General features: G+C 71.1%; 15 protein-coding genes and 1 riboswitch. Of the genes, 9 read left to right on the forward strand and 6 right to left on the reverse strand.

Going from position 1 to position 14299, the window contains the following annotated elements; genetic code table 11:
* Positions 1-95: 95 nt before the first annotated feature.
* A complete protein-coding gene (locus ACFVH5_RS40730) occupies positions 96-1325 on the reverse strand; it encodes an NAD(P)/FAD-dependent oxidoreductase (protein ID WP_385838725.1) in 1230 nt (409 codons plus the stop codon).
* 79 nt (positions 1326-1404) lie between these two features.
* Complete coding sequence (locus ACFVH5_RS40735) at positions 1405-1749, reverse strand: hypothetical protein (RefSeq protein ID WP_385838727.1); 345 nt, start codon at positions 1747-1749, stop codon at positions 1405-1407.
* 51 nt (positions 1750-1800) lie between these two features.
* A riboswitch (TPP riboswitch) is annotated at positions 1801-1914 on the forward strand.
* On the opposite strand from ACFVH5_RS40735, the gene thiO reads away from it, so the two are divergent.
* From thiO to ACFVH5_RS40765, 6 genes are all read left to right on the forward strand, one after another.
* Entirely contained in the window at positions 1912-3120 is a 1209-nt protein-coding gene (gene thiO / locus ACFVH5_RS40740; RefSeq protein WP_385838728.1) for a glycine oxidase ThiO, read from the forward strand. Its footprint overlaps the riboswitch before it by 3 nt.
* A complete protein-coding gene (thiS, locus tag ACFVH5_RS40745; RefSeq protein WP_384809356.1) occupies positions 3117-3323 on the forward strand; it encodes a sulfur carrier protein ThiS in 207 nt (68 codons plus the stop codon). Before thiO ends, thiS begins: the two co-directional genes overlap by 4 nt.
* Positions 3324-3325: 2 nt before the next feature.
* Entirely contained in the window at positions 3326-4120 is a 795-nt protein-coding gene (locus ACFVH5_RS40750) for a thiazole synthase (protein WP_385838729.1), read from the forward strand.
* Positions 4121-4303: 183 nt separating this feature from the next.
* On the forward strand, positions 4304-6226 hold the full coding sequence (gene pknB / locus ACFVH5_RS40755; RefSeq protein WP_385838731.1) for a Stk1 family PASTA domain-containing Ser/Thr kinase: 1923 nt from the start codon (positions 4304-4306) through the stop codon (positions 6224-6226).
* 87 nt (positions 6227-6313) lie between these two features.
* The gene (locus tag ACFVH5_RS40760) at positions 6314-7183 is read left to right on the forward strand and encodes a deoxyribonuclease IV (RefSeq protein ID WP_385838732.1); all 870 of its coding nucleotides are present in this window, start codon (positions 6314-6316) and stop codon (positions 7181-7183) included.
* 114 nt (positions 7184-7297) lie between these two features.
* Entirely contained in the window at positions 7298-7756 is a 459-nt protein-coding gene (locus ACFVH5_RS40765; RefSeq protein ID WP_385838733.1) for a DUF4396 domain-containing protein, read from the forward strand.
* Positions 7757-7831: 75 nt separating this feature from the next.
* Here the strand turns inward: ACFVH5_RS40765 and ACFVH5_RS40770 are convergent, their stop codons facing one another.
* Positions 7832-8464: a sulfite oxidase-like oxidoreductase gene (locus tag ACFVH5_RS40770; protein WP_384809364.1), complete on the reverse strand. Its 633-nt coding sequence runs from the start codon at positions 8462-8464 to the stop codon at positions 7832-7834.
* A 183-nt stretch (positions 8465-8647) separates the two neighbouring features.
* Between ACFVH5_RS40770 and bfr the strand changes: the two genes are divergently transcribed.
* Complete coding sequence (gene bfr / locus ACFVH5_RS40775) at positions 8648-9127, forward strand: bacterioferritin (RefSeq protein WP_384809366.1); 480 nt, start codon at positions 8648-8650, stop codon at positions 9125-9127.
* A 42-nt stretch (positions 9128-9169) separates the two neighbouring features.
* Here the strand turns inward: bfr and ACFVH5_RS40780 are convergent, their stop codons facing one another.
* Entirely contained in the window at positions 9170-9415 is a 246-nt protein-coding gene (locus ACFVH5_RS40780) for a bacterioferritin-associated ferredoxin (RefSeq protein WP_384809368.1), read from the reverse strand.
* A gap of 171 nt (positions 9416-9586) precedes the next feature.
* Complete coding sequence (locus tag ACFVH5_RS40785; RefSeq protein WP_384809370.1) at positions 9587-10939, reverse strand: class II 3-deoxy-7-phosphoheptulonate synthase; 1353 nt, start codon at positions 10937-10939, stop codon at positions 9587-9589.
* A 173-nt stretch (positions 10940-11112) separates the two neighbouring features.
* On the opposite strand from ACFVH5_RS40785, the gene ACFVH5_RS40790 reads away from it, so the two are divergent.
* Positions 11113-11175: a trp operon leader peptide gene (locus ACFVH5_RS40790; protein ID WP_152788727.1), complete on the forward strand. Its 63-nt coding sequence runs from the start codon at positions 11113-11115 to the stop codon at positions 11173-11175.
* Positions 11176-11309: 134 nt separating this feature from the next.
* A complete protein-coding gene (locus tag ACFVH5_RS40795; protein WP_385838735.1) occupies positions 11310-13205 on the forward strand; it encodes an anthranilate synthase family protein in 1896 nt (631 codons plus the stop codon).
* Here ACFVH5_RS40795 and ACFVH5_RS40800 read toward each other — a convergent pair.
* On the reverse strand, positions 13148-14158 hold the full coding sequence (locus ACFVH5_RS40800; RefSeq protein WP_385838736.1) for a 2-hydroxyacid dehydrogenase: 1011 nt from the start codon (positions 14156-14158) through the stop codon (positions 13148-13150). The two genes, ACFVH5_RS40795 and ACFVH5_RS40800, sit on opposite strands and share 58 nt — an antisense overlap.
* Positions 14159-14299 lie beyond the last annotated feature (141 nt).

Below are 14299 nucleotides of genomic sequence, written 5' to 3' on the forward strand. Positions count from 1 at the left end.
CCTAAAAACGAAAGGCTGGGGCGCAGCCCCGCCTTTCAGGGGCGCGGGGAACTGCGCCGCCCGCCCCCACCGGGGCCGCAGGCGAAGAACGGCCGCTAGAGCGCCGCCCCCTTCAAGGGGCGTGACGGGTCCGTCAGGAGTGTCGGGTCCATTCGGGTGCCGGACTCGATCAGCCGGCGCCCCTGCGCAAGGTCCCGCGGCCGACCCACCGCCAGGACCGCCACCAGCCGCCCCTCCCGGAGCCAGCACACCGACCAGGAGGGCCCCGCCGGATCCCCCCGCCAGAGCAGCGCGTCGGCCGCCCCGTGATGCCCCGCGTACTGGACGAAGCGGCCGAACTGCTCGGACCAGAAGTACGGCACCGGGTCGTACGGCGTGGGCGTCTCCCCCACGATGTTCGCCGCGACCGTGCGCGGCCCCTGGAGCGCGTTGTCCCAGTGGTGGACCAGCAGCCGCTCCCCGTACCGGCCCGACGGGAACGACGCGCAGTCGCCGACCGCGTACACGTCCGGCAGGGAGGTGCGCAGATGGTCGTCCGCGACGACCTCCCGGTGGGCGCCGAGTTCGATCCCCGACCCGGCCAGCCAGGACGTGGCGGGCCGCGCCCCGATCCCGACGACCACGGCACCCGCGGGCAGCCGCGAGCCGTCGTCGAGCACCACCGCGCCGGGCTCGACGCGCTCCACGCGCGCGTGGGTGCGCAGCGACGCCCCGCTGTCCGCGTACCAGGCGGTCATGGGCGCGGCCACCTCCTCGGGCAGCGCGCCCACGAGCGGCCGGCCGGCGGCCTCGACGACGGTCACCGAGCACCCCGCCTCACGCGCCGCGGTGGCGAACTCCGCGCCGATCCACCCGGCGCCCACCACCACGATGTCGTGCTGCCGGGCGAGGACGGGCCGCAGCCGTTCGGCGTCGTCGAGGGTGCGCAGCAGATGGACTCCGGGCACGCCCTCGGCGCCCGGCAGCCGGACGGGTTCCGCTCCGGTGGCGACGACCAGGACGTCGTACGGGACGTGCCCCTCGGCCGTGTCGAGTTCGCGGGCGTCGGGGCGGACGCCGGTCGCTTCGAGGCCCAGGCGCAGTTCCACGTCGAGGGTCTCGAAGTCGACGTCGAAGGCGGATCCCTCGGCCTTGCCGAGCAGTACGGCCTTGGACAGCGGCGGCCGGTCGTACGGCTGGTGGGGTTCCGCGCCGATCAGGGTCACGCTGCCGGCAAAGCCCTGTTCCCGCAGGGCGACGGCGGTCTGGACCCCTGCCATGCCGGCGCCGACGATCACGACGCGTACGCGCGCCGCCGGGCCCGGTTCCTGTGTCAGCTCGCTCACCCGGTCACCATAGACAGTCGGTGAAATCGTCGGTCAGGTGCGCGGTCGGTGAGCTGTTGCACACCGCCGGATCACGGCGTCAGCCGAGGGTGACCTCTTCGACCACACTCGTCCCGCTGCCCTCCTGGGACTCCCACTCCCAGGTCTCCGCCAGCCGCACCCGGCCGTCGGGGGTCTCGCCGACCTGCGACGCACAGTGCCCGGAGGAGGTGGTTCCGTCCGTCTTCAGCTGTACGTACCGGAAGTCGAGCCGGTCGCCCTCGCGGGTGCCGACGAGATGACCGCGTAGGACGTCACCGCCCGTGTAGTCGGCCCAGATCACGCCGTCCCGCTCGCGGTACGCGAACCGGGTGCGCGTACCCACCTGACCCGGTGCCTGGTCGGCCACCGGGGCGAGAACGAGTCCGTCGAGCGAGCGGGCCATGCCGTGAGGCTCCCTACTGGGGTGCGGGACGAAGAGCTAGGGTGGCCAACGTAAAGCACTCGCGGGAGCCCGGGCGTACCGGGCTGAGAGGGAGGCTGGGACGGCCTCCGACCGTACGAACCTGATCCGGGTCATGCCGGCGAAGGGAGGGGCTGGACGCCCATGTCGCGTACACCGCAAGCACCCCCGAGCACCCCGACCACCGACGTTCTGGTCGTCGGAGGCGGGATCATCGGTCTGGTCACCGCCTGGCGGGCCGCGCAGCGCGGGCTGACGACCGCGCTGGTGGATCCCGAACCGGGCGGCGGCGCCGCGCAGGTCGCGGCCGGCATGCTGGCCGCCGTCACCGAGCTGCACTACGGCGAGGAGACCCTGCTCGGCCTCAACCTGGCCTCGGCGGAGCGTTATCCGGACTTCGTCGCGGAACTGACCGAGGCGTCCGGCCAGGATCTCGGCCACCGCAGGTGCGGCACGCTGACCGTCGCGCTCGACGCCGACGACCGCGCCCATCTGCGCGAACTGCACGCCCTGCAGAGCCGGTCGGGCCTGGAGTCGGAGTGGCTGAGCGGCCGCGAGTGCCGCCGCCTGGAGCCGATGCTCGCGCCCGGGGTGCGCGGCGGACTGCGGGTGGACGGCGACCACCAGATCGACCCGCGCCGGCTCGCCGCGGCCCTGGTCACGGCCTGCGAACGGGCCGGGGTGACCTTCCACCGGACGTGGGCCGAGTGCCTGACCGTCGCAGGGGGCCGTGCGGCCGGAGTCGTCACGACGGACGGCACCGAGCTGTCCGCGGGGCAGGTCGTCCTCGCCGCGGGCAGCCTCAGCGGACGTCTCGCGGGTGTGCCCGAGGACGTACTGCCGCCGGTACGGCCCGTGAAGGGGCAGGTGCTGCGGCTGGCCATGCCGGAGCCCGCCCCCGCGTTCAAGGGCCCCGGCGCGCCCTTCCTGAGCCGGACCGTGCGTGCCATGGTCCGCGGCAGCCACGTCTACCTGGTGCCGCGCGAGAACGGCGAGCTGGTCGTCGGCGCGACCAGCGAGGAGCTGGGCTGGGACACCACGGTGACCGCGGGCGGCGTGTACGAGCTGCTGCGGGACGCCCACGAACTCGTCCCCGGCATCACCGAGCTGCCGCTCACCGAAACGCGTGCCGGACTGCGCCCCGGCTCCCCCGACAACGCGCCCCTGCTCGGTCCCACCCGGCTTCCCGGGCTGCTCCTCGCGACCGGCCACCACCGCAACGGCGTGCTGCTCACCCCGGTCACCGGCGACGCCCTGGCGCACGCCCTGACCACCGGTGAACTCCCGGAAGTGGCGCTCCCGTTCACCCCGGACCGGTTCGACGCCGCCGCACTCACGGAGCAGCCCGCATGAGCGTGACCGTCCTCGTCAACGGGGAACGGCGGGAACTCGCCGCCGACACCGCCCTCGACACCCTCGTGACCGCTCTCTGCGCGGCCCCCTCCGGTGTCGCCGCCGCGCTCAACGAGACCGTCGTGCCGCGCACGCAGTGGCCGGCGACCCTCCTGCGCGAGGGAGACCGCGTCGAAGTACTCACCGCCGTCCAAGGAGGCTGACCATGGCCGACGACCCCTTCGTCCTCGGCGGTACGTCCTACACGTCCCGGCTGATCATGGGCACCGGCGGTGCCCCCAGCCTCGACGTGCTCGAACGCTCGCTCGTCGCGTCCGGCACGGAGCTGACGACGGTCGCCATGCGGCGCGTGAGCCCCGGGTCGCACGGCTCGGTCCTGTCCGTGCTCGGCCGGCTCGGCATCCGCGTACTGCCCAACACCGCGGGCTGTTTCACCGCCGGGGAGGCCGTCCTGACGGCCCGCCTCGCGCGCGAGGCGCTCGGCACGGACCTCGTCAAACTGGAGGTCATCGCCGACGAGCGCACCCTGCTGCCCGACCCCATCGAGCTGCTCGACGCCGCCGAGACCCTCGTCGACGACGGCTTCACGGTCCTGCCGTACACGAACGACGACCCGGTCCTCGCCCGGAAACTGGAGGACGTGGGCTGCGCCGCGATCATGCCGCTCGGGTCGCCCATCGGGTCGGGGCTCGGGATCCGCAACCCGCACAACTTCCAGCTGATCGTGGAGCACGCGCGCGTGCCGGTGATCCTGGACGCGGGAGCGGGTACGGCGTCGGACGCGGCGCTCGCCATGGAACTGGGGTGCGCCGGGGTGATGCTCGCCTCGGCGGTGACCCGGGCGCAGGAGCCGGTCCTCATGGCGGAGGGCATGCGGCACGCGGTCGAGGCCGGGCGCCTCGCGTACCGGGCGGGGCGCATTCCGCGCCGCCACTTCGCACAGGCCTCGTCCCCGTCGGACGGAATCGCGCGACTCGACCCGGAACGCCCCGCTTTCTGACGCTTCCTGGGGTTCTCTCTGGCTTTCCGGACTTTGGCCGGAACGCGTGTCCGAATCCGTACCGAATGTGTACGCCGTACCGCGCCGGCCGGCGTGCGAGGTGCGTCACAGCTCGGCTTCAGTACCGCCCCGGAATCGCCCGCACGGGCGGCTCCGTCAGTGGTGGCTCGTACACTCACCTGCGTGGATACGACCCTTCAAGACCCCTTGGTCGGGCATGTGCTCGACGGTCGGTATCGCGTCGACGCCCGCATCGCGGTCGGCGGGATGGCCACGGTCTACCGGGCCGTGGACACCCGTCTCGACCGGGTGCTCGCGCTCAAGGTGATGCATCCGACCCTGGCGGCCGACGCCTCGTTCGTCGACCGTTTCATCCGCGAGGCCAAGTCGGTGGCCAGGCTCGCCCATCCGAACGTGGTGCAGGTCTTCGACCAGGGGACCGACGGCCCGTACGTCTATCTGGCGATGGAGTACGTGGCCGGATGCACCCTTCGTGACGTACTGCGCGAGCGCGGGGCGCTCCAGCCGCGGGCCGCGCTGGACATCCTGGAGCCGGTCCTCGCCGCGCTCGGTGCCGCGCACCGCGCCGGGTTCGTGCACCGCGACATGAAGCCGGAGAACGTCCTGATAGGGGACGACGGCCGGGTGAAGGTCGCGGACTTCGGTCTCGTACGGGCCGTGGACACGGTCACCCACACGACGGGCGCCATCCTGGGCACGGTGTCGTATCTCGCGCCGGAGCAGATAGAACACGGCACGGCCGACCCCCGCGTGGACGTGTACGCGTGCGGCATCCTCCTCTTCGAGATGCTGACCGGCGACCGTCCGCACTCGGGCGACTCACCCGCCGCGGTGCTCTACAAACACCTCCACGAGGACGTGCCCGCGCCGTCGGCGCTCGTGCCGGGCCTCGCCTACGAACTCGACGAGCTGGTCACCTCGGCGACCGCGCGCAACCCCGGGGTCCGCCCGTACGACGCGGTGGCGCTGCTCGCCCAGACCCTGGACGCGCGCACCGCCCTGAACGACGACCAGCTGGACGCCGTGCCCCCGGGCGCCCTCGCCGGGGACCGGTCCGGCGCCGACAACCGTACGAGCGTGATCCCGCGCTCGCTGTCCGTGCCCCGGCTGCTGCCGGTGAACGAGGACGACGCGGAGCTGCACCGCACGAGCTTCCTGCCGTCCCCGCCGCCCGAGCCGCCGCGGCGCGTCCGCACGAGGGCACCCCGCCGGGGTGTGCTCGCGATCGTCGCCGCGGTGCTGCTGGTCCTCGGTGTCGGCGCGGGGGTCTGGTACATCAACTCCGGTCAGTTCACCGAGGTCCCCGCGGTGCTCGACAAGACGGAGGCGCAGGCCAGGAAGAGCATCGAGGGCGCCGGCCTCGGCGTGAAGACGAAGAAGGCGTACAGCGACACCGTCAAGCTCGGCAGGGTCATCAACACCGACCCGAAGCCCACCACCCGGATCCGCGACAACGGCTCCGTGACCCTGACGATCTCCAAGGGCCCCAACACCGTGCGGGTCCCGGACCTCAAGGGCTACGCGCTCGACAAGGCCAGGGAGCGGCTGAAGAAGGAGGGCCTCGCGCCGGGCATGGTCACCAAGTCCTTCAGCGAGGACGTCACCGCGGGCTTCGTGATCGGTACGAAGCCGGGGGCGGGCACCGAGCGCCGCGGCGGTTCGGCGATCGCGCTCGTCGTCAGCAAGGGCAGCCCGGTGGACGTGCCCGACGTGCTCGGCGACGACGTGGACGACGCCCGGCAGGAGCTGGAGGACGCGGGCCTGACGGTCGAGGTCGTCTCCGGACGGATCACCTCCGACTTCGACGCCGGTACGGTCGCCGAGCAGACGCCCGCCGCCGACAAGCAGGTGGCCCGGGGCGACACCGTCAAGCTGACGGTCTCCAAGGGCCCGCCGCTGGTCGAGGTCCCGGACGTCGTGGGCGACAGCGTCGACGACGCCAAGCAGGAACTGGAGGACGCCGGCTTCGAGGTCGAGGAGGACCGCGGTCTGCTCGGTCTCTTCGGAGACACGGTCGACAGCCAGTCGACCGAGGGCGGCGAGAAGGCGCCCAAGGGCTCGAAGATCACCATCAAGATCCGCTGAGCAGCCGGGTGTCCGGGCTTCAGGGCAGGGCTTTGTGGGGACATGGCCGCCGACCGGGCCGCCGGGACCGCGTGACACCCTTGGCGGGTGAGCACTCAGCAGTCCCGCAACCCCGTCGGCGGCCATGTCCCCGTCGCCGGAGGCCTCGCCTCCGTAGGCCTCTCGTACGCGCGTGAGCTGGCCGCGGAGACCGTCCAGGTCTTCGTCGCCAACCCGCGCGGCTGGGCGACGCCGCCCGGCAACCCGGCCCAGGACGAGCAGTTCCGCGCCGCCTGCGCCGAGGAGTCCGTCCCCGCGTACGTCCACGCGCCCTATCTGATCAACTTCGGCTCGCACACCGAGGCGACCGTGGAGAAGTCGGTGGAGTCGCTGCGGCACTCGCTGCGGCGGGGGCGGGCGATCGGGGCGCTGGGCGTGGTCGTGCACACGGGCTCGGCGACCGGCGGCCGGGAGCGCTCGGTGGCGCTCCGACAGGTGCGCGAACGTCTGCTGCCGCTGCTGGACGAGCTGACCCACGACGACGACCCGTTCCTGCTGCTGGAGTCGACGGCCGGCCAGGGTTCCTCGCTCTGCTCGCGGACCTGGGACTTCGGGCCGTACTTCGAGGCGCTCGACGCCCATCCCAAGCTGGGTGTCTGCCTGGACACGTGCCACATCTTCGCCGCGGGCCACGACCTGACCGGGCCCAGCGGAATGCACCAGACGCTCGATCTGCTGGTGGACACGGTCGGCGAGGGCCGACTGAAGCTGATCCACGCCAACGACTCCAAGGACGTGGCCGGCGCCCACAAGGACCGCCACGAGAACATCGGCGCCGGTCACATCGGCGAGGACCCGTTCCGCGCCCTGATGACCCACCCCGCCACCGAGGGCGTACCGCTGGTCATCGAGACACCCGGCGGCAAGGAGGGCCACGCGGCGGACGTGGAGCGCCTGAAGAAGCTCAGGGACGGCTGAGCGGACCCACCCCGGCCCGCACCCCGCCGGGTGAAGCCTCTTGAGGGAGTACCCCCAGGGGGTATACGGTTCCGACTCCGGAACAGAAACCGTCACGCACCGCTGGGGGTCCTGATGCAGCACGGCGGACATCCGCACACGAGCTGGTCCACGGCCGCCCGAGCCACCCTGCACTGCCTCACCGGGTGCGCCGTCGGCGAGGTGCTCGGCATGGTGATCGGCACCGCGCTCGGCTGGGGTTCCGTGCCGACGCTCGTCCTGGCGATCACCCTGGCCTTCTTCTTCGGGTACGCGCTCACACTGCGCGGCGTCCTGAAGGCGGGCGTGGACCTCAGGGCCGCGATCCGGGTCGCGTTCGCCGCGGACACGCTCTCCATCGCCGTGATGGAGCTGATCGACAACGGCGTGATCGCCTTCTGGCCGGGCGCGATGGACGCCGGGCTCGGGGACGCGCTGTTCTGGTGGGTGCTGGCGATCGCGCTGGCCGCCGCGTTCGTGGTCACGACGCCGGTCAACAAGTGGATGATCGGTCGCGGCAAGGGTCACGCCGTGGTGCACCAGTACTACCACTGACCAGGAGAAACAGCGGAACGCGGAACGGGCGGAACGCGGACGGCCGGAGCACGGGACGGCCGGAACGCGGGACGGTCAGAGTTCGGGGCCGTCCCCGGGCTCCTCCTGGTAGGAGTAGCGCTGCTCGCGCCAGGGGTCGCCGACGTTGTGATAGCCGCGCTCCTCCCAGAAGCCGCGGCGGTCGGCGGTCATGTACTCCACACCGCGGACCCACTTGGGGCCCTTCCAGGCGTACAGCTGCGGCACGACGAGACGCAGCGGGAAGCCGTGTTCCGCGGTGAGCAGTTCACCGTCCTTGTGGGTGGCGAAGATCGAGCGCTCGGACGCGAAGTCGTCGAGGCGCAGATTCGAACTGAAGCCGTACTCCGCCCAGACCATGACATGGGTGACGGCGGGCGCCGGCGGGGCGATCTCCAGGATCGTCCGGGTCGGCACCCCGCCCCACTCCGCGCCGATCATGCTGAACTTCGTGACGCAGTGCAGATCGGCCACGACCGTGGCGTACGGCAGTGCGGTGAACTCGTCGTGGGTCCAGCAGTACTTCTCGCCGTCGGCGGTGCCGCCGAAGATCCTGAACTCCCAGCGCTCGGGACGGAACTTCGGTACGGGTCCGTAGTGCGTGACCGGCCAGCCCCGCTGCAGTCGCTGCCCCGGCGGAAGCTCCGACTGCGCTGCTTCTCCAGATTCACGACCCACCGGCTGACCCATGACTCCATCCTGACAGACCCGGGAAGGTGGACATGACCAGGTCCGTACCCACTCGGTCAATCGCGACAAACGGGACTAAGCCTGTACTTACTTACTAAGCATGCACTTACTGGACGATCTTCAACGCCGGTGCAATCATGCGGCGCAACCCACCAGTTCCCCCGCCCGAAAGGAGCCTTCGCGATGCAGGGCGACCCCGAGGTTCTCGAATTCCTCAACGAGCAGCTGACCGCCGAGCTCACCGCGATCAACCAGTACTTCCTGCACGCGAAGATGCAGGAGAACTTCGGCTGGACGAAGCTGGCGAAGTACACGCGGCACGAGTCCTTCGACGAGATGAAGCACGCGGAGCTGCTGACCGACCGCATCCTCTTCCTGGACGGCCTGCCGAACTACCAGCGGCTCTTCCACGTCCGGGTCGGGCAGACGGTCACCGAGATGTTCCAGGCGGATCGCCAGGTCGAGGTCGAGGCGATCGACCGGCTCCGGCGCGGTATCGACGTGATGCGGGCCAAGGGCGACGTCACGTCCGCGAACATCTTCGAGTCGATCCTCGCCGACGAGGAGCACCACATCGACTATCTGGACACCCAGCTGGAGCTGGTGGAGAAGCTGGGCGAGGCGCTCTACATCGCGCAGCTCATCGAGCAGCCGGAGAGCTAGGACCCGGGACGCCAGGACGTCACGGCGGGATAGAGACAGGCCCTAGGCCGCCTCGTCCAGCCGCTCCTCCCGGCGGCCCGCTTCCGCGAGTGCCGGTATGTCCTGCTTGACGGAATCCCGGCCGGGGAGGGCGCCGCGGCCCAGCAGCGCCTGGATGCGCCGGACACAGGAACCGCAGTCGGTGCCCGCCTTGCAGGCGGACGCTATCTGCCGGGGGGTGCAGGCACCGTCCGCCGCGTGCTTCTTGACCTGCGCCTCGGTCACTCCGAAGCAGTTGCAGACGAACACGCGGTTCCACCTCCCGACGGGATTCGATAGGTCGTGCCGTCCCGAAGATCGGTGAGGCTAACCTAACCTTACCCGCCGAGTCTGAGCCGCAAAAGTGCGATGGGGCGCGGATCGTATGTGATCCGCGCCCCACCATGCGTGCCGGTAACAGCCGGAACGGCTGCTGATCCGCTACTGGTCCCGGTACATCTCCGCGACCAGGAAGGCCAGGTCAAGCGACTGGCTGCGGTTCAGCCGGGGGTCGCAGGCCGTCTCGTAGCGCTGGTGCAGGTCGTCGACGAAGATCTCGTCGCCGCCGCCCACGCACTCGGTGACGTCGTCACCGGTGAGCTCGACGTGGATGCCGCCCGGGTGCGTGCCGAGGCCCTTGTGGACCTCGAAGAAGCCCTTGACCTCGTCGAGCACGTCGTCGAAGCGCCGGGTCTTGTGACCGGAGGCCGCCTCGTAGGTGTTGCCGTGCATCGGGTCGGTGATCCAGGCGACGGTCGCGCCCGAGGCGGTGACCTTCTCGACCAGCTCGGGGAGCTTGTCGCGGACCTTGTCGGCGCCCATCCGGACGATGAAGGTCAGCCGGCCCGGCTCGCGCTCCGGGTCGAGCCGCTCGATGTACTGCAGCGCGTCCTCGGCCGTGGTCGTCGGGCCCAGCTTGATCCCGATCGGGTTGCGGATCTTCGAGGCGAACTCGATGTGCGCGCCGTCGAGCTGCCGGGTGCGCTCACCGATCCACACCATGTGTCCGGAGACGTCGTACAGGTGCCCGGTGCGGGAGTCGACCCTGGTCAGCGCCGACTCGTAGTCGAGGAGCAGCGCCTCGTGGGAGGCGTAGAACTCGACGGTCTTGAACTCCTCCGGGTCGGCCCCGCAGGCGTTCATGAAGTGCAGCGCCTGGTCGATCTCGCGCGCCAGCTGCTCGTAGCGCTGGCCGGACGGCGAGGTCCGTACGAAGTCCTGGTTCCAGGCGTGCACCTGGCGCAGGTCGGCGTAGCCGCCGGTGGTGAAGGCGCGGACCAGGTTGAGCGTGGAGGCGGAGGCGTTGTACATCCGCTTCAGCCGCTCGGGGTCCGGGATCCGGGCCTTCTCGTTGAAGTCGAAGCCGTTGACCGAGTCGCCGCGGTAGGTCGGCAGGGTCACGCCGTCGCGGGTCTCGGTGTTCTTGGAGCGCGGCTTGGAGTACTGGCCGGCGATCCGGCCGACCTTCACGACCGGCACGGACGCCGCGTACGTGAGGACCGCACCCATCTGGAGGAGGGTCTTGAGCTTGTTGCGGATGTGGTCGGCGGACACGGCGTCGAAGGCCTCGGCGCAGTCGCCGCCCTGGAGAAGGAACGCCTCGCCCTTGGCGACTGCTCCCAACCGGGCGCGCAGCTGGTCGCACTCGCCGGCGAAGACGAGCGGCGGATACGACTCAAGGTCCGCGATCACTTCGCGCAGAGCCTCGGCATCGGGGTACTCGGGCTGCTGCGCCGCGGGCAGGTCTCGCCAGGTGTTGCCAGCGCTCGCGCTGGACTTAGCGTTCACGGTCACGGCGTCAACATTACGGGGTCGTGTCGGGCATCCCTCCCCATGCTCATCAATTGAGACGGATCGTGCTCGATCGAAGCGCCGTGAACCGGCCACCCGGCCGCGGATCCGGCGAAGATCCGTTGCGGACCCGACGTGGACCCCACACGGATCAGGCGTGGGGTAGGGTGCGGCGCATGTTCGCGCACTCGACCCAGAACCAGAACTGGTGGTGGACCGCTCACCCGGCGGCCCACTGACTGCGCGTACGCAGGACTTCGCGAAGGCCGCCCGAGGGGCGGCCTTCGGTGTTTTCGCGACCGGAACCGTTCCTCACGACCTCTCGCCCACCTCATCCGCCGAGAAGCCGAGACGCCGAGAAGGAACAGGGACCATGAACCTGCTCGATCTGCTGGACGATCCCCGCCCGTTCGCCCTGCTGCGCCGCCGCACACCGGGCCGCCCCGCCGACCAGGCCGACACCGTCGAGGTGCTGCTCGGCCCCGTCACCGAGCACGAGCGGCTGGCCGATCTCCCCGAGGGGCTCGCCCTCGTCCCGTTCCGCCAGATCCGCGAGCGCGGCTTCGACGTCCACGACGACGGCACTCCCCTCTCGGTGCTCGTCCCGGAGGAGTCGTACGAGTTCTCCCTGGAGCAGGTCCTGGCGGAGCTGCCCGCGCACGACGTACGGGTCGAGGACGGTGGCTTCGACGTCGCGGACGAGGAGTACGCGGAGATCGTCGGGCGGGTGCTGCGGGAGGAGATCGGGCGGGGCGAGGGCGCGAACTTCGTCATCCGGCGGACGTACGAGGGGACGGTCCCCGGGTTCGGACGGGCCGACGCGCTGGCGCTCTTCCGGCGGCTGCTGGTGGGCGAGCGGGGGGCGTACTGGACGTTCGTCGTGCACACCGGGGAGCGCACGCTCGTCGGCGCGAGCCCCGAGGTGCATGTGCGGATGTCCGGCGGGACCGTCGTGATGAACCCCATCAGTGGCACGTACCGCTATCCCGCCGAGGGGCCGACGCCCGAGGACCTGCTGGAGTTCCTGGCCGACGGCAAGGAGATCGAGGAGCTCTCGATGGTCGTCGACGAGGAACTCAAGATGATGTGCACGGTCGGCGACATGGGCGGGGTCGTGATCGGGCCGCGGCTCAAGGAGATGGCCCATCTCGCACACACCGAGTACGAGCTGCGGGGCAGGTCGTCGCTGGACGTGCGCGAGGTGCTGAAGGAGACCATGTTCGCCGCGACCGTCACCGGGTCGCCGGTGCAGAACGCCTGCCGGGTGATCGAGCGGCACGAGGTCGGCGGACGCGGCTACTACGCCGGGGCCCTCGCCCTCATCGGACGCGACTCGGGCGGCGCCCAGACCCTCGACTCCCCCATCCTCATCCGGACCGCCGACATCGACGGCGGCGGACGGCTGCGCGTACCGGTGGGCGCGACGCTCGTGCGCGGGTCGGATCCGGCGGGCGAGGTCGCGGAGACGCACGCGAAGGCGGCGGGCGTACTGGCCGCTCTCGGCGTACGCCCCGGGCGGCCGGGCGGGGAAGAGGCGCGGGCGCACCTCGCGGACGAACCGCGGGTGCGGGCCGCGCTCGACGGCCGGCGGGCCTCGCTGGCACCGTTCTGGCTGCGGATGCAGGAGCCGTCCGCCGAACTGCCGGGCCATGCGCTCGTCGTGGACGGGGAGGACACCTTCACGGCGATGCTCGCGCATCTGCTGCGCTCGTCCGGTCTGACGGTGACCGTGCGGCGGTACGACGAGGAGGGCCTGCGGGAGGCCGTCCTCGCCCATGAGGGCCCGCTGGTGCTGGGTCCCGGCCCCGGCGATCCGTCCGACCTGGCGGACCCGAAGATGGCCTTCCTGCGCGGCCTCACCGCGGAGGTGCTGCGCGGGCACCGGTACGGGGTGCTGGGTGTGTGCCTGGGCCATGAGCTGATCGCGGGGGAGCTGGGCCTGGAGACCGTGCGCAAGGAGATCCCGTACCAGGGCGCCCAGACGGACATCGAACTGTTCGGGCGGACCGAGACCGTCGGCTTCTACAACAGCTTCGTGGCGCGCTGCGACGACGAGGCCGCGCTGGAGCTGGCGGCGCACGGCGTGGAGGTCGCCAGAAGCCGGGGCCAGGAGGTGCACGCGCTGCGCGGGCCGGGCTTCGCCGGGGTGCAGTTCCACCCCGAGTCGGTGCTGACGCTGCGCGGCACGGACGTCGTACGGGAGCTGCTGATTCAGGTGCGCGCCGGGGCGGGCACCAGCACGTTCTCGGAGCGGCGGCCCGCCAGGTAGTCGAGGACGTTGCGCACGGTGGTCTCGATGATCTGGCCGACCGCGTCCACCGTGTAGTACGCCTGGTGGGAGGTGACGACGACGTTCGGGAACGTGACCAGGCGGGCCAGGGTGTCGTCGTCCACCACTTCGAGTGACTTGTCGAGGAAGAACAGCCCGGCCTCGGCCTCGTACACGTCGAGGCCGACGCCGGTGAAGCGGCCGGCGCGCAGTTCGGCGACCAGGGCCCGGCTGTCGATGAGGCCTCCGCGGCTGGAGTTCACCAGGACCGCGTCGTCCTTCATCGTGCGCAGGGCGGCGGCGTCGATCAGATGCTCGGTCTCCGGCAGCAGCGGTACGTGCAGGCTGACGAGGTCGGACTCGGCGAGGAGCCGCTCCTTGGGGACGTACTCCATGCCCAGCTCCACGCAGGCGGGATTCTCGGCGGCGTCCCAGCCGAGGAGATTCATCCCGAAGCCATGGGCGATACGGGTGAACGCCTCGCCGATCTTGCCGGTGCCGAGGATGCCCGCGGTGCGCCCGTGCATGTCGCGGCCCATCAGCCCGTCGAGCCGGAAGTCGAAGTCACGCGTGCGGTTGGAGGCGCGGACGATGCGGCGGTTGACGGCCGTCGCGAGGGTCCAGGCGAACTCCGCGACGGAGTGCGGCGAGTAGTACGAGACCCGGGCGACCGTCATGCCGAGGCGTTCGGCGACCTGGAGGTCGATGTTGTTGAAGCCCGTCGAGCGCTGGGCGACCAGCTGGGTGCCGCCGGTCGTGAGGGTCTGCAGGACGGGGCCGCCCAGTTCGCAGTTGACGCTGGTGGAGACGGTCTCGTAGCCGGCGGCGATGGGGGCGGTGTCCTCGTTGAGGAAGACGTCCAGGCAGCGGACGCCGTGGTGGCCCTCCGCCCGGAAAGCCTCTTCGAGGAGGGGCTTCTCGTCGGCCTGGACGCCGAAGGCGAGGATCTCCACGGGGCCCTCCGGGGGTTGGCGGGTGTTTGTCGGCGTACCCCGCCGAATATACGAACCGGGGGAGGTTCTCGCCCCCGCCGCCCTTACCCGTTCCCGTCCACACATGGGGCTGCGCCCCTCGCCCCCTTTGTCCTCAAACGC

The organism is Streptomyces sp. NPDC127119 (assembly GCF_042677425.1).
Taxonomy (GTDB): Bacteria; Actinomycetota; Actinomycetes; order Streptomycetales; family Streptomycetaceae; genus Streptomyces.